Here is a 22867-nt window from a genome sequence, read left to right on the forward strand (position 1 = left end):
AAGGCAGCGCTGGACATGGTTTATCGCCATTCCCCCGGATCGACCCGGCGGCTGACGCTGGGTGCTGACAAGGGATATGACGCGGCGGGGTTCGTGTCCGACCTGCGCCACGCCTGCGTCACGCCCCATGTCGCCCAGAAATCGAGATATTCAGCAATCGACCGCCGAACCACCCGGCACGAGAGCTACGCTCTGTCCCAGAAGCACCGCAAGAAGATCGAAAAGGCGTTCGGCTGGGCGAAAACAATCGGCGGCATGGCCCAAACCATGTATCGCGGCGTCGAGCGCGTCCGGTCGCGGTTCATCCTGACCATGGCCGCCAATAACCTTACAAGATTGCCCCGGTTGCTGGCTGAGTGACGCGGAAGAAAAGGCCCCTGGCGCACACGCAGACCGCGCCGACCGGCCGCGCGATCGCACAACACAGCCCTCATGAAAGGACAGCGTTCCGGCTTGGAGACTATTTCAGCGGCCTGTTAGGGTGCGACAACCTCAAGGCCGGTCGTCTGGTTCATAAGCTGATCGGGTTCGCGGATGTCCTTGGTGCCCGGACGCTGTCCGCCGAACTGCGTAAGCTTGAAGACTTGATCCGTGATGACGATATCGAAACAATAACAGACGGTCTTGAACGCCTTGATGAAGCTATGACCAACACCCTGGCGCAGGTCGATCATCTGGTCAAAGAGGCCGGGAGGGAGACCAGTGATTAAGTCCTGCTCTCTGGCCATTCCGGGTGATTCTCGGGTCTGCGCTGTCAGGGAGGCGGTTTCCTGCTGCGCCAGCACCGATGGCCAACAGGGGCGGCACACCGCCGGAAGCCCGCAAAGAGTTTCCGGCGGTTTTCCCGTTGCATTTTTCACCGAAAGCGCGACATCGCATTGTCGAACGCGCCCGAAATGCTGTCCCATGCCTTGTCAAAGCCCGACTTCATGTCATCCCAGGCATCATCGCTGGCCTCGCGCATTTCTTTAAGCTTTTGCTCTGCTTCGTCGCGCTGCTTGCGGGCGTCGTCGAGCTGTTTCTGGGCCGTGATCTTGGCATCGGCCTCTGCCTCATCGACCTGCGCTTTCATCTTCTTGATCTCGGCGTTCCACTGGTCGATTTTCGCCTTGGTTTTTTCGATATATTGTTCGCGTTCGGACATGGCGACCTCCTTGCGATTTGTGGGTTTATCTTCAGTCACGCTCCACACTAACAAGCCAACCCGCTGATGGGGTTGATCAAGGTTAAAGACCGATGAAGATTTACGGATGATATTGTGAAGTCCGCTAAAAGGAGACTGACACATGAGCGAAACCCAGAAATTGTCATTGCCCGTCGTGACCCTCGCCCTCGAGAATGAGGAGTTCCGCAAGGTGCTCTGGACGGGCGACAAGACACAATTAGTGTTGATGGCGATCCCCGAAGGCGGTGAAATTGGTGGAGAGGTGCATGACGGGCACGACCAATTGCTTTACTTTGTCGCCGGCAGCGGTTTGGCCAAAATCGGGGACGTGGAAAGCAATATCGCGGATGGTGATGTCAGCATCGTGCCATCGGGCACGTTTCATAACTTCCGCAATACCGGGTCTGGGATGCTGAAGCTTTTTACCACCTATAGCCCGCCCGAGCACGCGCCCGGAACAGAGCATGAAACCAAGGCCGAAGCCGACGCGGATGAGTAAGCCCATGAACGTCGATACCGTTATTGTGGGCGCGGGGAGCGCGGGTCTTTCGGCGTTGCGCGAAGTGCGCCAATACACCGATGATTTTCTGGTGGTCAATGACGGCCATTGGGGCACCACATGTGCCGCCGAGGGGTGTATGCCCTCCAAGGCGCTGATAGAGGCCGCCAACGCCTTCCATCGGCGCAGCACTTTTGAGGAATTCGGCATCCGTGGGGCAGAGGGGCTGCGCGCCGATATTCCAGCCGTGCTGGCGCGGGTCCGCAAGATGCGGGATGAGTTCGTGAAGGGGCCGGAAGCGGTGCCGGAACAGCTTGGTGATCGTGCGTTGTCGGGGCGCGCAAAGCTGCTTGGTCCCGGACGGATAGAGGTGAACGGGACAGAGATCGAGGCGCGCGCGATCATCCTTGCCCCCGGCAGCAGCCCGGTGGTGCCCGGTCCGTGGCACAAGTTCGGGGATCGTATCCTGACCACCGACAGCTTATTTGAACAGCAAGACTTGCCGCGCCGCATCGCGGTCATCGGCATGGGCGCCATAGGTGTTGAAATTGCACAAGCTCTGGCGCGTCTGGGGCTGGACGTGGCCGGCTTCGATGCGGTCGACGGTCTGGCCGGGATTGATGATAAAAAGGTGCTTGACGTCTTTCGTCCGCTGATCGCCGAAGATGTCGATCTGTATCTTGGCACCGAAGCCGACCTGACCGGGACGGGTGATGCAATTCGCGTCAGCGGCGCGGGGGGGGCGTTTGACGCGGATGCGGTCTTGGCCGCGATCGGGCGGCGGCCCAACATCGACGGCCTTGGGCTGGATACATTGGACGTGCCACTTGATGACAAGGGGATGCCCGAAATTGACCCCTGCACCCTTCGGATTGGCGATCATCAGGTATTTCTGGCTGGTGACGCGAACGGCATCCGCGCGTTGCTCCACGAGGCCGCTGACGACGGTCATATTGCAGGCCGTATGGCCGCGCCCGGTGCCTCTGGGACAGGGTTTTCACGGCGCACGCCGCTTTCCATCGTGTTTTCAACACCCCAGATCGCGCAGGTCGGTGCGACCCGCTCCAATCTGAAGGATAGTGACTTTGAAACAGGCAGTTTCGATTTCTCGAAACAGTCGCGGGCGCGCATGGCCCAGACCAGCGGCGGCGTGATCCACATCTACGCCACGCGCGACACTGGACGGCTTTTGGGGGCAGAGATTTGCGCGCCTGCAGCCGAGCATTTGGCGCATCTGCTGGCTTTTGCGGTGGAGCAGCGGTTGCGTGTGGCTGACATGCTTGCAATGCCGTTCTACCATCCCGTTCTTGAAGAAGGACTGCGCAGCGCCCTGCGTGACTTGGCAAAAGCTGTGTCCGAAGCCGGCGGCTCCGACCTCTCGGACTGCGAGGCAATCGGCTATGATGCGCTGGACTGACACCGCCATAAGACCACGGGTTAAGTATTCTGGTCATGGATGAACTCGAACTCTTTCAGCGCCTTGGGGTCGCGCTTGCCATCGGGCTTTTGTTTGGCCTTGAGCGGGGTCGCCATCAGCGCGACCAGCGCGAGGGCGGACGGATCGCGGGTCTGCGCACATTCGCACTTGCGGGGCTTCTGGGTGGGGTCAATGGCTGGCTTGCGTCCCTTACGGCACCTGTCGTTCTTGCCCTGGCCTTTCTGGGGCTGTCTGTGCTTCTGGGGGTCAGCTATTGGCTGCGTCTCAAAGAAGATGATGACGTTGGTCTGACAACAGAGATTGCATTCCTGCTTGCCTTCTCGCTTGGGGCGGCGTCGGTTCTGGGCAATATGCCCGCGGCGGCGGCTGTCGCGGTGATCGCGGCGGTTATGCTGTCCATGAAGAAACCGCTGCACAGATGGGTGTCGCGCATAAAACGGCTGGAATTAGAGGCTGTTTTGAAGCTTGGCCTGCTGTCGGTCGTGATCCTGCCGCTTTTACCCAATCAGGGCTACGGACCCGGAGCCGCCCTGAACCCCTATCAAATTTGGTGGGCGGTGGTTCTTGTTGCGGGGTTGTCCTTCTTTGGCTACGCTGCGATCCGACTTGGTGGGGCAAGCCTTGGTCCGCTTGTGACGGGGTTGTTTGGCGGCCTTGCCTCCTCGACCTCGACGACATTGGCACTGTCACGGCTGGTGCGCTTGCAGACTGATCTGGTCCAGCATGCAGCGGCAGGAATTGTGATCGCGGGATCAGTGACGTTTCTGCGCATTTTGGTGCTTGTGGCGGTTTTTCAGCCCAGTTTGGTGGCGCCTTTGGCGATACCGATGGGCGTGATGGCGGGGTTCGGGTTTGCAGGTGCCGCTGTGCTCTGGTTCCCAACCAGACATGCGGAGGAAGGGCAGGGGCCACTGGAAGAGCTTGATAACCCGCTCGAGTTAAGCGCGGCGCTGGCATTTGGCGCGTTGCTAAGCCTTATATTGCTGGCGGTCCAGACACTTCGGGATTGGATGGGCTCGACCGGGGTTTACGCGGGCGCAGCCTTGTCGGGCGTAACAGATGTCGATGCGCTGACCATCTCGGTCTCAAACCTCGTCGCTGACGATCTGGCACGCACGACTGGCGCGACGGCGATTTTCATTGCTGCCGCAGTCAATACGGTGGTGAAGGCCGGAATATCATTTGGGGTAGGTGGCAGCGCGCTGGGCCTGCGTGTTGGCCCGGTCTATGCAGCCGTTATCATGGCGGGTGCGGTCAGTTTGTGGGTGCTGGGCTGGGGCATCTGACGATATCGAAATCGGGACGTGTTTTCGCGGCGTCGATGATGTGAAAGCATCCGATCGCAACAATTTGCCACACCGAGCCTGTGATGAACGACAGAAAAGAGCTGCCACACATTAAAGACCAAGCGCCGCAGAAAAGTTCTCCGAAAACGTCAGGATTTTCCGATGGTGTCGGGCACGCAAAAGCGTGTGATGCAAGGCAAGACGACTTCCAACTTATACCGCAACCTTATGCGCCTTGGACGGCGATTGCCTTCAAACCAGCCATGTCCAAATGGCACGGAAGATCAGAAACCAAGCAAAACACCCGAGCGCGGCAGAGGGCAACAGCCACCAACCGGCGGGGAAGTGACGTGCACCATCCTGAGCCGCCGTAGCTTGATAACGGTCGGTTTCTGCGCCGTGTTCGACATTAGTGTGATCGTCGAATTGGCGCTTTACTGATACGACATCGCTCATATAATAACCTCGTTTGCCATAGGTGATATTACCATCTAAGAGTTCAAATTTCTCGTGCGATTATGAGAGAGGTGTATACAAAAGATGATATTCACTCTCGAAAGAGAGTGTGTCAAATCTGCTGTGGGCGCCGTCTTGGAAATCTGGGGATAGAAAAGACATGCATGAGTAACCGGAAGTGGGACCGTCATAGTTCCAAAATATCGGCGTTGCCGCAGCATAAAATTTCATCAAGCCAGCGCCAATGCACGCCGTCCAAGCGTGCGGCATGGTCTGTCGGAAATGCGAAAGCGAATACGGGTTTATATTAAATGTGTTTTAGCCAGAGACCTTTCGCATCACTTATCCAGTAGGATTCAGTTGCTTCCAGGAAATCGGTTCCCTCAAAGCGCAGCCAAGCTTATGCTGACACGCTTTCGGTAAACCATGGTTTGGAGTCGTCACAGTTGGCCTCAGCGTGGTTTTCCAGCGCAGCTTCCACGGCATCCTTGAATCGATGTGGCCCAAACGGGCTTTTAAGTGTCGCGTCGCACATCGGGCGGCGGCTTGTGCCAAAATCGTCGGCTTTGACATGCTCTGAGATGGCAACAATGGTGAAACTGCTATATGCCTTTTTGAACATCACCAATGCCTCGATAGCGTCCTCGATATCGTCAAAGCTATCAAGGTTCATGATAATCAGATCAAACCCTGACAAATGTTCCATAGCGGCATGAAGCTCCACAAAGTTGCACATAGACACAGAGATGCGGATCCGCATTTCTGCCAGATATGACACGACTTGCGACAGGACCTGCTCTTGAAAGCCCACGATAACAGCCCTGTGCCGCGGCAGCGTTGCATCTTCTGCTTTGACGTCCATCCGGTCAGACAGATCGCGCTCTGACACCAGGCCAAAGCGGTCGAGCTTCCGCCGATGGGCGGGGATTGGATGGCTATCCGCGCAGTCGATCCCGCGAAATTCTTCGGAATGATCTGGTTTGATATGGGGTCTTAGAAAAGACATATCATTTCCCTCGATAGTGATGGGCTGATGCCGTGAGGTTTCAGAAACTTGCCTGACGTAACCAAACCGGATGTTAACAATTCTTGGCAGGCTTCGGACAGATGACCAAGGCACGGGCCTTGGCTTAGGCCAAAGCATCGGCAATTTCCGGAGCCCTATACCAAGCAACGGCATTTCCTATTATAGAAGTCGTGTGTTGAGTTTCATTCGCGTTGTCTCACCTGAAAGCATGCATTACCTAAAGTACTAATTTAGCGCTCTCGCTTGCGTCTCAGTTGGCTTGTCCGAGTCGGCCACGATTATGGCCTGGACCCTCCACCCAACGCGAAATTCTCCTCTAGATTGTATATACCAACTTGGCAGCAATGGCCTATTGGTGATAAGTTTGAAAATGTAGGCATTAGATGAAAGTTACTAACTTTTGATAGCTTAGACGGGCGTTGTTGCAAAAGTCTGACGACCAGGGATTCACTTCGCGACTCCATGGCGTTAGACGCGGTGCATGAGCAAGCCATCCCCCGCCCGCTATCGCACGACGAACTGGTCCAGCTACAACGCGTCGCTCAGGCAGCGGGGGTCTCTGCTGATCTGGGTCGACAAGGACATGACCTGGCGTGCGCCGCGTGACGGTCGACCTGGACGTCCGGCGGTGTTTTCCGATGCGGCCATACAGTTCTGCTTATCGATCAAAGTCCTGTTCAAGTTGCCGTTGCACCAGACCGCCGGAATGGTGGCCAGCCTGCTGCGAATGGCCGGCCTGGACTGGCCCGTGCCGGACTTTTCCACGCTGTGCCGCAGGCAAAAGACCTTGGCCGTCCAGGACCCTTATCGCCGCGCAGATGGCCCGCTGAACCTGCTGGTCGACAGCGCCGGGATCAAGTTCCTCGGCGATGGCGAATGGCAGGCTCGCAAGCACGGGGTGCAAGGCCGACGCCAATGGCGCAAGGTCCATCTGGCCATGGACCCGGCCGCATCCGACATCCGAGCGGTGGAATTCACCCCCAGCCGCGACTGCGACAGCCCCGTGCTGCCCGACCTGCTCGGCCAGATCCCGGCAGGCGAGCAGACAGGCACGATCACCGCCGATGGCGCCTACGACACACGCCGCTGCCACAAGGCTATCATCGACCGCAACGTCATTCCGATCATCCCGATCCGCAGGAACAGGCGGCTCTGGAAGGAGGACTGCCCGGCTGCACGCGCCCGCAACGACACCCTGCGCGCGACGCGATACTATGGGCGGGCGCTCTGGAAACGCTGGACCGGATACCACGCCCGCAGCCGGATCGAGGCGAAGATGCGCGGCCTGAAATCCTTCGGCGAGCATATCATGGCACGAGACCCCAACCGACAGACCGCCGAAATCCACATCCGCATCGCCCTCATGAACCGCTTCAACGCCCTCGGCACTGCCGAGATCATCCGCCTGGCATGACGTCAGCGCGGTAAGGGGCAGTCACGCCTCAGGCGTGGGTAATGCAATAACGCCATTCAGTGTTCAAATCCACATCGCACCGCCTTTTGATCGGCGAATGAGGCGGAAGTTCCAGACAGGAAGTAATTTCTTGGGATTATCACGAACTACTCAAACAAGTGATCTCGTTATACCCAAGCCTTCTCTGGGCTCACCTAAGAACAAAAATCGAGCGAACCAAATGAGATGATAAATACTGTAAAGATATTAAGAAAATAACAGGAAATTTTGTAAATTTTGAGGTATATTTTTATTAATAATTTATCTAAAGTTGGACATTATATCGAAAGATATATATATTTACAGAGGAAGCGTTTCTGCCCCCCCCTGTTGGCTGCCATGCATCATGTCGCACGTTTTGGTCATATTGGGCCTGTTAGGGCAAACGCAGACGTTTTGTGATGTCATCGGCGGAACCTTACCTAGCAATTCGGTCACAAAGATATTATTATTTTCCTATTTATTCGATCAAATTCGCGGTCCGGTGATATTGACCAACTCGTCGACCAGCCCCTATGTAGGGTGGGAAGTGAAGGCGACGGTTAATTATGATGGGTCTTGAGGAAAAAGATGCAGGTTGGTCTCGAACAGAGTAGCAAAACTCCCAAGAAGAGGGTGCTTCTGGTAGACGATCATTCGCTCGTTGCCGAAACGATTTCGCTGGCCCTGTCCGCGAATAACGAGAGCATGACTCTCGAAACCGCATCCTCTACCGAAGAGGCAGTCGATCTCATTAATCAAGGTGGGCGCTTCGATGTCATCCTCCTCGATTACGATCTTCCGGGCGAACGTGGTCTTAATGGTTTGCAAAAGCTGATCGCCGTCAACGATGGTGGCGTGGCTTTGTTTTCCGGGGTCGCAGGGCATGGCGTGATGGAACGCGCGTTGGAGATGGGGGCCGCTGGCTTTGTGCCGAAAACGCTGCCCCTGAAGACCCTGAAACATGCGATCAATTTCATCGCCGATGGTGAAGTTTTTGTTCCGGCAGCAATCACCGCGTCGTATTTTTCGCCGCCAACGAACGAGCTGGGACTTAAACCGCGCGAAGTGATGGTGTTAGGCTATCTTGCCGAAGGGCTGGCTAACAAAGAAATTGGCCTAAAGCTGGATCTTGCGGAGAGCATTGTGAAGTTCGACGTGAAGTCGATCTGCCGCAAGCTCGATGTAAAAAACCGCACTCAAGCAGTTATAGAAGCGCGGCGCCTCAGGCTGGTCTGACAGGGGGGTGTGTGCTATAGGTTCTATATAAGGGTGTCCGGCCGTTATTTGCGGCGGGCCAGCTGAATGGGATCATAATGAGTGAAGAAGCGTCATCCGGGTTTTCGCTTGCCAAAGGCACACACCAGAGCGGTGAAATCGTACTATATGCCGTTCCCGATAATGAGGACCGAAGCCCAGCAGCTTTCGAGCGCCTTTATAATTGGCAGAGCGAAATCCTGCAACTGAACACAGAGTTGCTAAGTACGCACGGCCCGGCATTAGATGGTGTCATTGACAAGGCGCTTGCCAAGGCCGGGGCGCTCACGTCATCCGATCGGACATATGTGTTTTGTATTCGTCCGCCGGACAAGCTGGACAATACGCATGAATGGTCGGCATCGGGTATCGAGCCGATGATCGGAATGCTTCAGGACTTGCCCATAGAGATCATGGATGAATGGGTCCCGGCGTTTCAGAACGGCGATTTTGTCTACATTCCGTCCGTCGCGGATATGCCGCGAGAATCGGAACTTCGTGAAACCCTGGCAGCGCAGGAGATTCAATCCCTGCTTGCGATGCCAATGTTTCGTGACAAAACGCTGGTCGGATTTGTTGGGTATGATGCGGTTCGGTCCAAGCGATCCTACACTTTGGCAGAAATCAAGTTGCTGGAATCCCTTGCCAACACGATCAGCATTGCGTTGGGGTATCGCGAAGCGGAAACGCTCAGCAGAAAGGTAATGGCCGAGGTTGAACAGCAAAGAGACAGGATGGCAGCTGTCTTGTCGGCGCTTCCCGATCTTATGCTGGAAACAGACGCGGCCGGGCGTTTCGTCGGATACCACGTCGGTTTTGGTGCGCGCCCGATCATTCCATCCGAAACTTTCTTGGGTCGGTTGATCGAAGACGTCCTGCCGCCAGACGTGGCCGCAACATCACGCGCTATGATGGATGACCTGTGCCAAGGCAGAGCTAAACCGCCCCGGATTGTGGCGATGACACTGGATGGCGAGACACATTGGTACATGGTTTCGGCGGGTTTGAAAGCCGTAAGCACCGATGAGGCGGGTTTCGTATTTCTGATCCGGGACGTGACCGAACAGCACCGAGGGATGATCGAGTTGCGCCGACTGGGCCAGATCGCCCGCCTGACCTCGAACCCCGTGGTCGTAACCGATTCCGAAAGGCGGATCACCTGGGTCAACCCGGCCTTTGAGAACCTGACGGGCTGGACTTTGGATCAATTGCGCGGCCTCAACTCGGCAGAGGCGTTGCGCGATTATAGCGATGGCAATGATGGTGCTTTCGCGCTTGTTGACACAGAGATGAAAAACAATGAGCCGGTGCGCGCGGAAATCCCCTATCTTACGCGTTCCGGGGAAAGCTACTGGGCCAGCACCGATATCCAACCGCTCTTTGATACCGATGGCGAGTTGGAAGGGTTCCTTGCGGTCCAGACCGATATTACGCGCATTATGCAGCAGCATAAAGACGCACTGGAACTCCAGTTGGCGGCGATCGATTCTGCAAATGACAGTATCTCGATCTTAAATCCAGACGGGCGCTACAGCTACATGAACCCTGCCCATCACCGGATGTTTGGCATCCCCGAGGATGTCGACAAGAGCACGCTTGACTGGAGAGACCTGCTTCCGCCGGCTGACCGTGAGTATATCAATTCCGTCGGCTTTGTGGATTTGACGACCTACAGAAGCTGGCAGGGCGAATTGAAGGGCCAGCGCACAGACGGGTCTACGTTCGATATGGAAGCGACCCTTAGTTTGACGCCCCGCAACGAACTTGTTTGCGTCATGCGCGATATAACCCGCCGAAAGCAAATAGAGGCCGAGCGCAACCTGCTGCGCGATGACTTGCAACTGGCAGAGCGCCGTGAAGCCATGGCGCAGGTGGCGTCGGCCATCGCTCATGACCTCAACAACCTCGTGGCCGTCGTTGCTGGCACAGTAACGCTTATGGAAGGTAGCAAACAGCTTGATCCCAGCGCGCGGTCCGACCTACGGCGCATAAACAGGGCTACGGCGGCGATGGAAGATCTTGTTGCCCGGCTGGGACAGCTGGAGCGCAAAAGCTCCACCCGCGAAGCCCTCGACATGGGCGAGGCTATGATAGACGTGGTGTCCCTTATTGAAACCAAGGTCGGGAATTCCTGTCGGCTTCACACCAAGCTGTCTTCTGGAAATCGCAAAGTCATGGCCAATCGCACCGAGGTGATGCAGGCTCTTTTCAACCTGACCTTGAACGCCTGCGAGGCCAGAAACGAAGCACCGACAGAGGTGGTTCTGTCTTTGCTGGGCGAACAGGGCCAGATCCCAACACGCGACCCCGATGTTGGCTATTTTTCAGAAAACGAAAGCTATGTCGTGTTTCAGGTTGCAGACAACGGCACCGGCGTGCCCGACGACATCCGGTCGCGTCTGTTTGAACGTTATATGACAACCAAAGGCCAAAAGGGGACCGGTCTGGGATTGCCCATCGTCGCGACGATCGTTGCCGACAACAATGCAGCGCTTTGGTTTGATACCGCTGAAGGGCAGGGGACGGCCGTCACCATTGCCTGGCCGACACAGAACACCGCGGCCCGATCAGCGCCGATGCCGTCAATGTTGCCGCCAGAGGGCCGATTGGCCGGCTGCAATGTGCTGGTCGTTGACGACAACATAGATTTCACCGAAATCCTGAGTGGCATTATCGAAGCCGAGGGCGGTGTCGCCATCGCAACTGCGGACCCCCGCGAGGCCGTTGAGCTTGTGCGCGAAGAGCCATCCCTCTGGTCTGTCATCGTAACCGATTACGACATGCCAGAAGTGAACGGTTTCCAATTGGCGAAATCAGTGCAAACCATTGACCCTGCGCTGCCTTGTATCCTGATAACTGCGCAGCCCGGCCTGTATCCACAGGAACGCGCGTTATTCCACTCAATACATGGCAAACCGTTGGACCAAGGTGCTTTTCTGGCCAACATCGAAGCCTCTTATACCACCAGAAGGCAGGCCGTGCCTGCACAACCCAGCGATGAGCGCAAATGACGTGGCGGGGAGAGGACCAGAGCGGGCTATGGCAACTGTCTTGCCCGACGTCTTGAGTGTCTTCTTGAACGCCGGTTTGCCAAATATGTGGTTCACGTCAGCCGGGATCGTGACTTTCACCGATCATATTCGACATTGCTTTATGAGCTAGTTTGACACAGCTCCACGATCCGGCTTGCCCCTAGATTCATACCTGGACTTGGGTCGTGAAGGCAAACAAAACGAATATGTAATACCATAAGGGAGAAGTGGCAGCCCGTAGGGGAATCGAACCCCTCTTTCCAGGTTGAAAACCTGGCGTCCTAACCGATAGACGAACGGGCCACTCTGTTGTGAGGCGGTGTTTAGTCAAAGCGAATGGGCTGCGCAAGAGGGGATCGCGTGAAAAGTGGTGCTTTGTGACAGGAAAATTTTTAGCCTGTGTCACGGGGTATTGCCGCGTCCTCGAGGCGGAGTTGCGGGGTCTGGCGCCCGCCCCAGAAATTGATTTCAACCTGCCCGGCGAGGTGCAAGTTTCTGCCCTGACGGGCAGCTATCAGCGGGCCAAGCGGGCTGTCGAAAGCCCCAAAGCAGATTACATCCAGCCGCGTGCCGTCGCCTCCGTTGCACCGAAAGCGCAGATGGGTGTCCCCCATGCGGCGCGGGTTTTCGATGCGCATGTTGGCCAGCGCGAAGCGCGGGGCAGGGGCGCTGGCTCCGAACGGGCCGGCGGCTTCTAACTGAGCGACAAGTTCCGGCGTGACGGCTCCGGGCATCAGCGCGCCATCCAGCCGCAGGCTGCGTGGACCTTCATTGCCGGCACCCTGTTGCGCCAAAAGCTCTGCAAGCCGGTCCATCGCGGCCTCTAGCCCATCGCGCGCCACGGTCAGCCCGGCTGCCATTTTGTGACCGCCGCCCGCCAGCAGCAGGCCTTCGCGCACCAGTCGGTGTATCGCTGCTCCAAGGTCGACACCGGGCACCGAACGGCCAGAGCCCTTGCCGATCTCGCCCTCCAGCGCGATAACGACAGCGGGGCGGTTGGTCGCTTCTTTCAGGCGCGCGGCGGCAATTCCGATCACGCCGGGATGCCAGCCATCGCCTGCAGCCCAGGCCAGCGGGCTATCCGTGCCGCGTGTTTCGGCTTGCGCCAGGGCACTGGCCCGCACGGCGGCTTCAATCTCGCGGCGCTCGGTGTTCAGCAGGTCCAGTCTCGTGGCGAATGCGTCAGCTTCCGCCTCGTCGCGCGTGGCCAGCAACCGCGCGCCCATGTCGGCCCCCCCGATCCTGCCACCCGCGTTAATCCGCGGCCCGATAACATAGCCCAGATGATAGGCGCGCGGCGCGCTGTCCAGCCGCGCAATATCCGACAGCGTGCGCAAACCCGGACGGCTGCGGCTTGCCATGACCTTCAACCCCTGTCGAACGAATGCACGATTAACGCCCAGCAGTGGCGCGACATCGGCCACCGTAGCCAGCGCCACAAGGTCCAGAAGCGTCATGAGGTCCGGGCCTTGTATGCCTTGTCCGCGGCCTTGGCGGTTCGCTTCAACCAGTAATAAAAACACCACCCCCGCCGCGCAGAGATGCCCCAGCCCGCCATCTTCGTCCTGCCGGTTGGGGTTCACGATGGCCAGAGCGGGCGGCAGAGTTTCCCCGCCCAAGTGATGGTCCAGAACGACCACATCCGCTTGTGTTGCAGCGGCCAATGCCTCATGTGCCATGGTGCCACAATCGACGCAGATGATCAGGTCGTGGTCATTGGCAAGCCTTGCCATGGCGGGGGCGTTTGGTCCGTAGCCTTCTGTCAGGCGGTCGGGCACGTAAAGCGTGGCACCACGGCCCAAGGCCGCCAGCCAGTCCAGCAGCAGCGCCGCCGAACAGGCCCCGTCCACATCATAATCGGCAAAAATTGCGATGCGTTCGCGCCCGGTCACAGCCTGCAGAATGCGCGTGGCGGCGCATTCCATCTCTTTCAGGCCACGCGGGTCCGGCAGTAGTGCGCGCAAAGACGGTGTCAGATAATCCTGTGCTGTCTCGGGCGCGACCTCGGCGCGGGCCAGAATGGCGCAGACGGCGGGCGGCAGGTTGGTCGCTTGCCAGATCGCCTCTGCCTGCCGGTCGCGCGCGACATCCGGGCCGACCCAGCGGCGCCCAAGCGCAGAGCTCTCGACCCCAAGAAAGGCGCGCGGTTCCGTCATTGGGTCAATATATCCGTGACTGCGCGGGCGGTGACGAACTCGCCATGCAGATGGCTGATCGCTGCGTTATGGATCGCATCTGGTGTCAGGTGCCTTTTGGAAGTGCCCTGCCAGCTTTCATCGGCATTGGCAGCAAAGGCGGCGCAGGCGTCATGTGCCAAGATTACCCGAAACCCCAGATTCGCCGCCATGCGGCAGGTTGTGGACACGCAATGCGGTGTGGTCAGGCCCGCGATCACCAGATCGGTCACATCTTGAGCGCGCAACGCTGCCTCTAGCCCGGTGCCGATAAAGGCCGCATTTACCGATTTCTCGACGCATGTTTCACCCTCCAGTGGTGCAAGCGCCGGCATCCACGCGGTGCCGGTCCCGCTCAGCGGGCTGCCCGGCGTCTTGCTCAGATGGCGCACATGCACAACGGGCGCGCCAGTGGCGCGCCACGCCGTCAAAAGCCGCGCGGCCTTTGCCTCGGCGTCGGGGTTGTTGCGCGCGCCCCAGGCCGGGTCTTCGAACCCGACCTGAAAGTCAATCAAGACCAAAGCGCAATCCATCTTCATCTTGCCTCAAATACTCCGGGGGAGTCCGGCCCGGAACGGGCCGGGCGGGGGCAGCGCCCCCCTGTGCCGCGCTTAAAGTGGCGAGCGATAGGTCATCCGCCGCAGCGATCCGGTCTTGGAGCGCATCAGCAGCGTTTCGGTCGTCACCCAACCCGGTTCTGTCCGAATGCCCTGCACAATGGACCCATCCGTCACGCCGGTTGCGGCAAAGATCACATCGCCTGTGACCATCTCGTCACGGGTATAGACCTTGTCCAAGTCTTCGATCCCGGCGCGGCGGGCGCGCGAGATTTCATCGTTGTTGCGGAACAACAGCTTGCCATAAATCTGTCCGCCCATGCATTTCAGCGCGGATGCCGCCAGCACCCCCTCGGGCGCGCCACCCGACCCCATATACATGTCAATGCCGGTCAATTGCGCTTCGGCGCAATGGATCACACCAGCCACATCGCCATCCATGATAAGCCGGATCGCGGCGCCGGTGGAGCGGATATCGGCGATCATGTCTTCGTGGCGCGGGCGTTCCAACACGCAAACGGTGATGTCGGAGGCATCGCAGCCCTTGGCTTTGGCCAAAGCGCGCACGCGCTCGGAAGGGGACATGTCCATCGTCACCGTGTCGGGGGCAAAGCCGGGGCCGATGGCCAGCTTGTCCATATACACATCGGGCGCGTGCAGCATCGACCCGCGCGGGGCCATGGCGATCACGGTCAGCGCATTGGGGAAATCCTTGGCGGTCAGCGTGGTGCCTTCCAGCGGGTCCAGCGCGATATCGACCTCTGGGCCGGTGCCGGTGCCGACTTCCTCACCGATATACAGCATGGGCGCTTCGTCCCGCTCGCCTTCGCCGATGACAACGCGGCCCTTGATGTCGAGCATGTTCAACTGGGTGCGCATCGCGTCGACGGCGGCCTGATCGGCGGCTTTTTCGTCGCCGCGCCCAACCAGTTTGGCAGAGGCCAAGGCGGCCGCTTCCGACACGCGGGCAAGGCCAAGCGAGAGCAATCGGTCCTGGAAATCGGAAATGGTGGTCATGATGGTCGGTCCCTGACAAGATATTATTGTCAAAGCTCTAGCGGCTCTGGCCCCCAATCCACAAGGGCTGGTGTGACTGGGTGCGCTAACAGCGACGTGCCTGCGACATATGGGACTCAGTCCTCTTCGATGGCCAAAGCGACCGGGTCGCCCACCACGACCCCGGTTTTCAGCGACAGGGCCACGGCATGGTCGATGGCGTCACGGGTGGTCTTGTGGGTGATGACCAAGACCGGCGCGCGGGTATCGGCATGGCCTTGCTGGCGCATCCGGTTGATCGACACGCCCGCATTGCCCAAGGCTTCGGCGACCTTGGCCAGCGCACCGGGTTTGTCCATCAGCGTCATGCGCAGGTAGAAGGGTTTCGAAGCGGTGGCACGGGCCGCGATGGGTTGTGCCAAAGTGGCGGCGGGTTGGCCGAACACCGGCAAACGAAGCCCGCGCGCAATGTCGATCACATCGCCCATGACCGCGCTTGCGGTCGGGCCTTCGCCCGCGCCGGGGCCGCGCAGCACGATCTGTTCCACCGCGTCGCCTTCGATCACGACCATGTTTGTGCCGCCTTTTAGCTGCCCCAGAGGGCTGTCGGCAGGTACAAGGCAAGGCGTCATCGACTGTTCCAGCCCGCGCCCGGTCATCTGTGCGACGCCCAGCAGCTTGATGCGCAGGCCCATATCTGCGGCAGCGCGGATATCCTCGATAGAGATTTTCTCGATCCCGCCCAACTCGATCGCGTCGAAATTGGGCTGCACGCCAAAGCCGATGGCCGCCAGCAGCGCCAGTTTATGTGCGGCGTCAATGCCGCCCACGTCCAGCGTGGGATCGGCTTCCAGATAGCCGAGCTGGTTGGCTTCTTCGAACACGGTGTCATAGGGCAGGCCCGCGTCTTCCATCCGGGTCAGGATGTAATTGCAGGTTCCGTTCATCACGCCCTTGATGCGGGTGATCTTGTTGCCTGCCAGCCCTTCCATCAGCGATTTGATGACCGGGATGCCGCCCGCGACCGCTGCCTCGAACCGCAGGGCCACGCCCTTGGCTTCGGCGGCTTCGGCCAGTGCTTGCCCGTGCAGCGCCAGAAGTGCCTTGTTCGCGCTGACAATGTCTTTGCCCGCTGCAATGGCCGCTTCTGTCAGCGCCTTGGCGGGCCCATTCTCGCCGCCCATCAACTCGACCACGACATCCACATCGTCGCGCCGGGCCAGCGCAACAGGGTCATCTTCCCAAGCATAGTCCGAGATATCGACGCCACGATTGCGCGAGCGTGAGCGGGCGCAAACGGCGGAAATGACAATGGGACGGCCGGCGCGCGCCTCTATCAGCGCGGCATTGTTCTGGACCAGTTTCACAAGCCCGGTGCCGACCGTGCCAAGCCCGGCAATTCCAAGGCGCAAGGGGTGGGTCATGTCTGGCACTCCGTTCAGGCTGGCGGTTTCGCGCCTGTTAGCCGCTTGGGACGAGGCTTGCAACGCGCTCAGGCGCGAAGGGCGGCGATTGTGTCGGCAAAGCTGCGGGTTGGGGCAATATCGGGGCGGTATTCCAAGCCAATCGCCGCGCAATGCAGCGCATGCAGATGCGGCAACAGGCGTGCGATTTCGGGGTCGGTCATGGGGCAGGGCGCGCCACGGTCGCCCGCGCGGGCAAGCTGGACATGGCCAATGCGCGGCCAAAGCCGGGTCAGAATATCCAGCGCGTGGCTTTCGCTATGCGCGGCGCGCAAGTGGAACCAATCCGCCATGATCCGCAAATTCGGGTCGCCCACATGGTCGAGAATCGCGTCGGCTTGCGCAAAGCCCGACAGGAAATAGCCCGCTGCGCTGATCGGTTCTATGACAATGCGGCAGGGGGTGCGGGCCAGCGCGTGTTCCAGATTGTGCAGGTAGGTGGCCTGATCGCCATCCATGCCCGCAACAACATGAATGGCATGGGCACCAAGGGCTTGGGCGGCATGTGCGGCGCTTGTAAAATCATCGGCAAATTCGGCGCGCGACCGCGCCGCACGGCCCATGCTTGGCCCCATGAAGGTGTTCAGCCCCAGCAGCGGCATGTCCCCCAAGGCTGCGCGCAGCACTTCCAGATCGGTCCCCTTGGGCAAGTCGTGAAATTCGACCGCGTCAAAGCCCGCGTTGCGTGCCGCACGCACCCGGTCCGGTAGGGCCAGGTCGGTGAATAAAAACCCCAGATTGGCCGAAATCAGCATTCTACCCCCAGTCTTGCCCCAGTCTTGAATTGCCATGAAATTCGCGGAATTTCTTGCGTTTGTCACATGGATTTCCTATGCGGGCGCTTCACGTTATCCCACCACGCAGAAGGGGAGGGTTCATGCCAGATCGCGTCTTTCAAGAATACGGTATTCATCGCTGGGGGGCAGGTATGTTCGCCCGGATGGAGAACGGTGATCTGGGGTTGGTGAACCCCGAGAGGCCGGGTGACACACCCGCCAGCCTGCCCGACCTGCTGCACAAGCTGCACGAACGCGGTGTGCACACGCCGGTTCTGGTGCGGGTGGGCGCGTTTTTGCGCCGCCAGTTGGAACATCTGAACCAAGCCTTCGCCAGCGCCATCACAACCAGCGGCTATCAGGGCACCTATCGCGGCGTGTTCCCGATCAAGGTGAACCAGCAGGCAGAGGTCATTGACCGGATCGTGGATTATGGCCGTCCGTTTCAGTTTGGGCTGGAAGCCGGGTCAAAGCCGGAACTGATTCTGGCGCTGTCGCGCGATCTGCCCAAGGGCGCGCTGCTGATCTGCAACGGGATCAAGGATGCCGAATTCATCCGCCTTGGCATTTTGGCGCGCAAGGCCGGCATTAACTGCGTTCTGGTCATCGAATCGCCGGGAGAGGCCGACACGGTTATTGCCGAAGCCAAGCGGCTGGGCGAAAAGCCCGCTTTGGGCGTGCGGATCAAGCTGACGCGGCGGGTGACGGGCAATTGGGCCGACAGTTCCGGCGACCGCTCTACATTCGGGCTGACCACCAAGGAAGTGGTGGACCTTATCGACAAGCTGCGCGACGCCGACATGCTGGATTGCCTTGTGTTGCAACACGCGCATCTGGGCAGCCAAGTGCCGCAGATCATGGATATTCGTCAGGCGGTGGACGAAGCCTGCCGCTTCTACACCGAATTGCGCCGTCTTGGCGTGCCGCTGGAATATCTGGACTTGGGCGGCGGTCTGGGCATCGACTACACCGGCGAGGCGCGGGCCAACGACAATTCCATGAACTACACGATGGAAGAATATTGCACCAACGTGGTCGAAACCGTGAAATACCAGATGGATGAGGCCGAGGTGCCGCACCCCACGCTGGTCACGGAATCGGGTCGCGCAATTGTGGCCTATTCATCCATGCTGCTGTCGGACATTCTGGAAGCCAGCTATTTCGACCGCGCCGCACCCTTGACGCCGGAAGCGGACGATCACCACATGCTGTCGGACATGGCGGCAATCTCTGGCTATTTGTCGCTGCGCCGGGTTCAGGAATGCCTGAACGACGCCGAATATTACCGCGAGGAATTGCGCGCCATGTTCCGCCGTGGTGTGATCGGCATTGAAGAGGTCGCGCGCGCCGAACAGATTTTCCTGTATATCGTGGGGCGCATCAAGGATCTGGTTGCGCAGAACCCCGATGACGTGCCGCAGGAAGTGCTGGAAGCGCTGTCGGCCCATCGCGACATCTACCGCGCCAATTTCAGCCTGTTCCAGTCGCTTCCCGATGTCTGGGCGATTGACCAGCTTGTGCCCATCGCGCCCTTGCAGCGGCTGAATGAAACGCCTCTGCGCCGCGCGGTCCTGTCCGACATCACCTGCGACAGCGACGGCAAGATCGACCAATTCGTGCTGGGCCACGGCATTGGCAATGCGCTGCCCATCCACGAATTGCGACCCGACGAGCGGTATTTCATCGGCATTTTCTTGGTCGGCGCGTATCAGGAAACCTTGGGCGATTTGCACAACCTGTTCGGCGACACCAATATCGTGACCGTAGATTTCAACGAGGATGGCGTGCTTGAATTGCAGCACGAGGTCGAAGGCGATACGGTGTCCGAAGTGATGGCCTATGTCGAATACGAGCCGCGCCAATGTCTGGATGCGTTCAAGCGGATCGTGGAACGCGGCGTGCGCGATGGCACTCTGAACCCCTCGCAACGGCGGATGCTGATGGAAACCTATCGCCACGCGATGAATGGCTACACCTATTACGAACATGAGGAACACACCCATGGCTGACAATAAGGACGTTCTGGTTATCGGCGCGGGCGGGGTTGCCTCTGTCACGCTGCATAAGATGGCAATGAACCCGGACCTGTTTCCGGGCCGCATCTGCGTGGCCTCGCGCACGCTGTCGAAATGCGAGGCGATTGCGCGCGAGGTGAAGTCGCGCACGGGTGTCGAGATTGAAACCTATGAAGTCGACGCCAACGACGTGGACGCCACAGTTGCGCTGATCGAAACGGTGCAACCCGCGCTTTTGGTCAATCTTGCGCTGCCCTATCAGGATCTGGACCTGATGGCGGCCTGCCTGCGCACCGGCGTGCATTATCTGGACACCGCCAATTATGAGCCGCCGGAAGAGGCCAAGTTCGAATATTCCCACCAGTGGAAGTTGCAGGACCAATTCGCGCAAGCGGGCTTGATGGCGACCTTGGGCGTGGGGTTCGACCCCGGCGTAACCTCGATTTTCGCCGCTTACGTTCGCAAGCATTATCTATCGGGCATTCGCCTTATCGATATTCTCGATTGTAATGGCGGCGATCACGGGCATGCATTCGCGACCAATTTCAACCCGGAAATCAACATCCGCGAAGTGACCGCCGAAGTGCGCCACTGGGAAAATGGCGGCTGGGTCACAAGCCCCGCCATGTCCACATCGGTCGAGTTCGATTTCGAGGCGGTTGGCCCCAAGAACATGTATCTGATGTATCACGAAGAGCTGGAAAGCCTTGTGACACATTTCCCCGAAATTGAGCGCGCGCGCTTCTGGATGACCTTTGGCGATGCCTATATCAACCACGTCACGGTGTTGCAGAATGTCGGCATGACGGGGATCGAACCGGTCGACTATGAGGGCCACAAGATCGTGCCGCTGCAATTTCTGAAAGCCGTGCTGCCTAACCCCGGCGACTTGGGCGAGCGCACCAAGGGCAAGACCAATATAGGCGATATCATCACCGGCCCGGCGCAGGATGGCTCTGGCGAAAAGACGTTCTATATCAAGAACATCTGCGACCACGAGGAATGCTACCGCGAGGTCGGATCGCAAGCTGTCAGCTACACCACCGGCGTGCCTGCTTTCATTGGTGCGGCGCTGATGCTGAACGGCGCATGGTCGGGCGCGGGCGTGTTCAATACCGAACAGCTTGACCCGGATGCGTTCATGGAGATGCTGAACCAACACGGGCTGCCATGGACCGTCACCGAGCTTTCGGCCCCGGCTGATTTCTGATGGCGATGCAGACCTTCGCGGGCGATCCGGGCGCCTTTGCCCGGTTCGACCTGCACCGCGTGCCGTCCCCCTGCTTCGTGGTCGATGAAGCGCGGTTGGAAGCGAATATGAAGGTGCTGGCCGATGTGCAGACGCGGTCCGGCGCGACGGTGCTGTGCGCGCTGAAAGCCTTTTCCATGTGGGACCTCGCGCCCTTGGTCAGCCGCTACCTGTCGGGCGTCTGCGCGTCTGGCCTATGGGAAGCGCGGCTGGGGCGCGAGGAATATGGCGGCTTGGTCGAGACCTATTCGGCGGGGTATAAACCGTCTGAAATGCCCGAAATCGCGGCTCTGTCCGATCATATCATCTTCAACACACCCGCCGCCAAGGACCGCTTTTTGCCCGTGCTGCACGCGTCGGGGCGCGAGATTCATGTGGGCCTGCGGTTCAACCCCGGTCTGCCCTTGGGCGATGACCCCAAATACGACCCCGCCGCTCCCGGTTCGCGGCTTGGCACGCCCTTGGAGCAGATTGATGCGAGCGCGCTTGCGGGCGTGGACGGGCTGCATATGCACACTCTCTGCGAGCAGGACTTGTCGCCGCTGCTGGCGATCTGGGACCATATCGCGCCACGCATCCGCGCGCTTGCGCCGCACCTGAAATGGATCAATTTTGGCGGCGGCCATCATATAACCCGTGCGGATTACGACCGCGAGGGGCTGATCGCCTTCCTGCGGCGCGTGCGTGAGGAAACCGGTCTGCACTGCTATCTGGAACCGGGAGAGGCCGTGGCGCTCGATTGCGGTATCCTTGTGGGCGAAGTTCTGGACGTGGTCGAGAATGACGGCGCGAACGCGATCCTCGACATTTCCGCCACCTGCCACATGCCCGATGTGATCGAAGCGCCTTACCGCCCCGCCCTGCTGGGCGAGGGGGGCGATTGCGCGGTGCGGCTTGGTGGCCCAAGCTGCCTCGCGGGGGATGTGATCGGGCGGTATGATTTCGACGCGGTGCCACAGATTGGCACGCGCGTCGCGTTCCTGGACCAAGCGCATTATTCCATGGTGAAAACCACCACTTTCAACGGGGTGAGACTGCCTGCGCTTGCGGTCTGGAACAGCGACACGGATGCGCTGCGCGTGATCCGTGAATTCGATTACAGTGACTTCAAAGGCCGCCTGTCATGATCTTCCTGAACTCTGAACTGACCAATTCCGAGCGTGGACCAGAAGCGCGCTTCCAGATCGTGCCCATGCCGCTGGAGAAAACCGTGTCCTACGGGTCCGGCACAGCCAACGGCCCGGCCGCGCTGATCGAAGCCTCTGACCAGTTGGAACGCCTGTGGCGCGGGATGGAACCTTGCGCGGCAGGCATTTACACCACTCCGCCCATCGATTGCGAGCAACCGCTTGACGCGGCGCTGGATGCATTGGCCGCGCGCACCGAAGGAATAGCGCGGGCCGGGCAAATTCCGGTCACTTTGGGCGGCGAGCACAGCCTGACATGGGCTGCGGCGATGGGTGTGTCGCGCGCGCTTGGCCGACGCATCGGGATTGTCCAGATCGACGCCCATGCCGACTTGCGCCGCGCCTACCAAGGGTTCCGGCATTCTCATGCCTCTGTCATGCAGCTTCTGGTCGAGGAAGAGGGCATGGCGCTGGCGCAATACGGCGTGCGGGCGCTATCCTCCGAAGAGGCCGCTTTGCGCGAAGACTTGGGCGTGACCTATATTGACGCGGAAGAACTGGTCATGGGCAATATCACCGAGGTCACGCTGGCCGATGACTTCCCCGAAGATGTTTACATCACCTTCGATGTCGATGGGTTGGACGCGCCCTTGATGCCCGCAACCGGCACCCCAGTGCCGGGGGGCTTGGGGTATTACCAATCGCTGGCGCTGGTGCGCTCGGCGCTGAGGGGACGACGCTGCGTGGGCATCGATGTGGTCGAACTGGCGCCCATCGAAGGCGCGGATGTGTGGGACTTCACCGCCGCGCAACTGACCTATGCGCTGATCGGGATTGCCCAAGGGGGCTAGGGGGCGCTCGCGCCCCCTCTGGGGGCTGTCGCCCTCATTCACCCCCTGAGGATATTTGGGCAAGGAT

21 protein-coding genes and 1 tRNA gene are annotated in these 22867 nt (G+C 59.3%); 11 read left to right on the plus strand and 11 right to left on the minus strand.

Features of this window, described 5'->3' with window-relative positions:
• A partial coding sequence (locus M3N55_RS00080) for a transposase (protein WP_249055203.1) occupies positions 1–360 on the plus strand: 360 nt, incomplete at its 5' end.
• 116 nt (positions 361–476) lie between these two features.
• Here the strand turns inward: M3N55_RS00080 and M3N55_RS00085 are convergent.
• The gene (locus tag M3N55_RS00085) at positions 477–908 is read right to left on the minus strand and encodes a hypothetical protein (RefSeq protein WP_249055204.1); all 432 of its coding nucleotides are present in this window, start codon (positions 906–908) and stop codon (positions 477–479) included.
• Entirely contained in the window at positions 857–1144 is a 288-nt protein-coding gene (locus M3N55_RS00090; protein WP_249055206.1) for a sll1863 family stress response protein, read from the minus strand. The genes M3N55_RS00085 and M3N55_RS00090 overlap by 52 nt, the downstream gene beginning before the upstream one ends.
• A 142-nt stretch (positions 1145–1286) precedes the next feature.
• On the opposite strand from M3N55_RS00090, the gene M3N55_RS00095 reads away from it, so the two are divergent.
• The 3 genes from M3N55_RS00095 to M3N55_RS00105 are packed head-to-tail and all read left to right on the plus strand — an operon-like array spanning position 1287 to position 4388.
• Positions 1287–1664, plus strand: coding sequence for a cupin domain-containing protein (locus tag M3N55_RS00095; RefSeq protein ID WP_249055207.1), 378 nt, complete (start codon positions 1287–1289; stop codon positions 1662–1664).
• 4 nt (positions 1665–1668) lie between these two features.
• Positions 1669–3081: a dihydrolipoyl dehydrogenase gene (locus tag M3N55_RS00100; protein ID WP_249055209.1), complete on the plus strand. Its 1413-nt coding sequence runs from the start codon at positions 1669–1671 to the stop codon at positions 3079–3081.
• Positions 3082–3116: 35 nt separating this feature from the next.
• On the plus strand, positions 3117–4388 hold the full coding sequence (locus M3N55_RS00105) for an MgtC/SapB family protein (protein WP_249055211.1): 1272 nt from the start codon (positions 3117–3119) through the stop codon (positions 4386–4388).
• Positions 4389–4640: 252 nt separating this feature from the next.
• Here M3N55_RS00105 and M3N55_RS00110 read toward each other — a convergent pair whose 3' ends face one another.
• Together M3N55_RS00110 and M3N55_RS00115 are read right to left on the minus strand one after the other, a co-directional pair.
• Positions 4641–4844 carry a hypothetical protein gene (locus M3N55_RS00110; protein WP_249055213.1) on the minus strand — a complete coding sequence of 68 codons (204 nt, stop codon included), beginning with the start codon at positions 4842–4844 and terminating at the stop codon, positions 4641–4643.
• 400 nt (positions 4845–5244) lie between these two features.
• Positions 5245–5850, minus strand: a complete 606-nt coding sequence (locus M3N55_RS00115; protein WP_249055215.1) for a response regulator — start codon at positions 5848–5850, stop codon at positions 5245–5247.
• 502 nt (positions 5851–6352) lie between these two features.
• On the opposite strand from M3N55_RS00115, the gene M3N55_RS00120 reads away from it, so the two are divergent.
• From M3N55_RS00120 to M3N55_RS00130, 3 genes are all read left to right on the plus strand, one after another.
• Positions 6353–7285 (plus strand): IS5 family transposase, encoded by a 933-nt coding sequence (locus M3N55_RS00120; protein ID WP_249055217.1) that lies wholly within the window; start codon positions 6353–6355, stop codon positions 7283–7285.
• Positions 7286–7894: 609 nt separating this feature from the next.
• Positions 7895–8542 carry a response regulator transcription factor gene (locus M3N55_RS00125; protein ID WP_249055218.1) on the plus strand — a complete coding sequence of 216 codons (648 nt, stop codon included), beginning with the start codon at positions 7895–7897 and terminating at the stop codon, positions 8540–8542.
• A gap of 77 nt (positions 8543–8619) precedes the next feature.
• A complete protein-coding gene (locus M3N55_RS00130) occupies positions 8620–11571 on the plus strand; it encodes a hybrid sensor histidine kinase/response regulator (RefSeq protein WP_249055220.1) in 2952 nt (983 codons plus the stop codon).
• Here the strand turns inward: M3N55_RS00130 and M3N55_RS16825 are convergent.
• From M3N55_RS16825 to M3N55_RS00160, 7 genes are all read right to left on the minus strand, one after another.
• Complete coding sequence (locus tag M3N55_RS16825; protein ID WP_428982564.1) at positions 11461–11691, minus strand: hypothetical protein; 231 nt, start codon at positions 11689–11691, stop codon at positions 11461–11463. The genes M3N55_RS00130 and M3N55_RS16825 overlap by 111 nt on opposite strands.
• A 129-nt stretch (positions 11692–11820) precedes the next feature.
• Positions 11821–11895 (minus strand) — tRNA-Glu (locus M3N55_RS00135).
• An 89-nt stretch (positions 11896–11984) separates the two neighbouring features.
• On the minus strand, positions 11985–13748 hold the full coding sequence (recJ, locus tag M3N55_RS00140; RefSeq protein ID WP_249055222.1) for a single-stranded-DNA-specific exonuclease RecJ: 1764 nt from the start codon (positions 13746–13748) through the stop codon (positions 11985–11987).
• Positions 13745–14305, minus strand: coding sequence for a cysteine hydrolase family protein (locus M3N55_RS00145; RefSeq protein WP_249055224.1), 561 nt, complete (start codon positions 14303–14305; stop codon positions 13745–13747). The genes recJ and M3N55_RS00145 overlap by 4 nt, the downstream gene beginning before the upstream one ends.
• A gap of 72 nt (positions 14306–14377) precedes the next feature.
• Positions 14378–15340, minus strand: coding sequence for a class II fructose-bisphosphatase (gene glpX, locus M3N55_RS00150; RefSeq protein ID WP_249055226.1), 963 nt, complete (start codon positions 15338–15340; stop codon positions 14378–14380).
• A gap of 116 nt (positions 15341–15456) precedes the next feature.
• Entirely contained in the window at positions 15457–16743 is a 1287-nt protein-coding gene (locus M3N55_RS00155) for a homoserine dehydrogenase (RefSeq protein WP_249055228.1), read from the minus strand.
• A gap of 68 nt (positions 16744–16811) precedes the next feature.
• Positions 16812–17603 carry a TIM barrel protein gene (locus tag M3N55_RS00160; protein WP_249055229.1) on the minus strand — a complete coding sequence of 264 codons (792 nt, stop codon included), beginning with the start codon at positions 17601–17603 and terminating at the stop codon, positions 16812–16814.
• Positions 17604–17659: 56 nt separating this feature from the next.
• On the opposite strand from M3N55_RS00160, the gene speA reads away from it, so the two are divergent.
• The 4 genes from speA to M3N55_RS00180 are packed head-to-tail and all read left to right on the plus strand — an operon-like array spanning position 17660 to position 22800.
• Positions 17660–19567 (plus strand): biosynthetic arginine decarboxylase, encoded by a 1908-nt coding sequence (gene speA / locus M3N55_RS00165; protein ID WP_249055231.1) that lies wholly within the window; start codon positions 17660–17662, stop codon positions 19565–19567.
• Complete coding sequence (locus M3N55_RS00170) at positions 19560–20783, plus strand: saccharopine dehydrogenase family protein (RefSeq protein ID WP_249055234.1); 1224 nt, start codon at positions 19560–19562, stop codon at positions 20781–20783. Before speA ends, M3N55_RS00170 begins: the two co-directional genes overlap by 8 nt.
• On the plus strand, positions 20783–21949 hold the full coding sequence (locus tag M3N55_RS00175) for a carboxynorspermidine decarboxylase (protein ID WP_249055236.1): 1167 nt from the start codon (positions 20783–20785) through the stop codon (positions 21947–21949). Before M3N55_RS00170 ends, M3N55_RS00175 begins: the two co-directional genes overlap by 1 nt.
• Positions 21946–22800 (plus strand): agmatinase family protein, encoded by an 855-nt coding sequence (locus tag M3N55_RS00180; RefSeq protein WP_249055238.1) that lies wholly within the window; start codon positions 21946–21948, stop codon positions 22798–22800. Before M3N55_RS00175 ends, M3N55_RS00180 begins: the two co-directional genes overlap by 4 nt.
• The last annotated feature ends 67 nt before the right edge of the window (positions 22801–22867 follow it).

It is taken from the genome of Roseinatronobacter domitianus, assembly GCF_023336755.1.
Taxonomy (GTDB): domain Bacteria; phylum Pseudomonadota; class Alphaproteobacteria; order Rhodobacterales; family Rhodobacteraceae; genus Roseinatronobacter; species Roseinatronobacter domitianus.

Coding starts and splice junctions, on each gene's coding strand:
- M3N55_RS00155 (WP_249055228.1), bottom strand. CDS start 16,743: ATGACCCACCCCTTGCGCCTTGGAATTGCCGGGCTTGGCACGGTCGGC.
- M3N55_RS00180 (WP_249055238.1), top strand. CDS start 21,946: ATGATCTTCCTGAACTCTGAACTGACCAATTCCGAGCGTGGACCAGAA.
- M3N55_RS00095 (WP_249055207.1), top strand. CDS start 1,287: ATGAGCGAAACCCAGAAATTGTCATTGCCCGTCGTGACCCTCGCCCTC.
- M3N55_RS00115 (WP_249055215.1), bottom strand. CDS start 5,850: ATGTCTTTTCTAAGACCCCATATCAAACCAGATCATTCCGAAGAATTT.
- glpX (WP_249055226.1), bottom strand. CDS start 15,340: ATGACCACCATTTCCGATTTCCAGGACCGATTGCTCTCGCTTGGCCTT.
- M3N55_RS00105 (WP_249055211.1), top strand. CDS start 3,117: ATGGATGAACTCGAACTCTTTCAGCGCCTTGGGGTCGCGCTTGCCATC.
- M3N55_RS00175 (WP_249055236.1), top strand. CDS start 20,783: ATGGCGATGCAGACCTTCGCGGGCGATCCGGGCGCCTTTGCCCGGTTC.
- M3N55_RS00170 (WP_249055234.1), top strand. CDS start 19,560: ATGGCTGACAATAAGGACGTTCTGGTTATCGGCGCGGGCGGGGTTGCC.
- M3N55_RS00085 (WP_249055204.1), bottom strand. CDS start 908: ATGGGACAGCATTTCGGGCGCGTTCGACAATGCGATGTCGCGCTTTCG.
- M3N55_RS00145 (WP_249055224.1), bottom strand. CDS start 14,305: ATGAAGATGGATTGCGCTTTGGTCTTGATTGACTTTCAGGTCGGGTTC.
- recJ (WP_249055222.1), bottom strand. CDS start 13,748: ATGACGGAACCGCGCGCCTTTCTTGGGGTCGAGAGCTCTGCGCTTGGG.
- M3N55_RS00100 (WP_249055209.1), top strand. CDS start 1,669: ATGAACGTCGATACCGTTATTGTGGGCGCGGGGAGCGCGGGTCTTTCG.
- M3N55_RS00125 (WP_249055218.1), top strand. CDS start 7,895: ATGCAGGTTGGTCTCGAACAGAGTAGCAAAACTCCCAAGAAGAGGGTG.
- M3N55_RS00110 (WP_249055213.1), bottom strand. CDS start 4,844: ATGAGCGATGTCGTATCAGTAAAGCGCCAATTCGACGATCACACTAAT.
- speA (WP_249055231.1), top strand. CDS start 17,660: ATGCCAGATCGCGTCTTTCAAGAATACGGTATTCATCGCTGGGGGGCA.
- M3N55_RS00120 (WP_249055217.1), top strand. CDS start 6,353: ATGAGCAAGCCATCCCCCGCCCGCTATCGCACGACGAACTGGTCCAGC.
- M3N55_RS00130 (WP_249055220.1), top strand. CDS start 8,620: ATGAGTGAAGAAGCGTCATCCGGGTTTTCGCTTGCCAAAGGCACACAC.
- M3N55_RS00090 (WP_249055206.1), bottom strand. CDS start 1,144: ATGTCCGAACGCGAACAATATATCGAAAAAACCAAGGCGAAAATCGAC.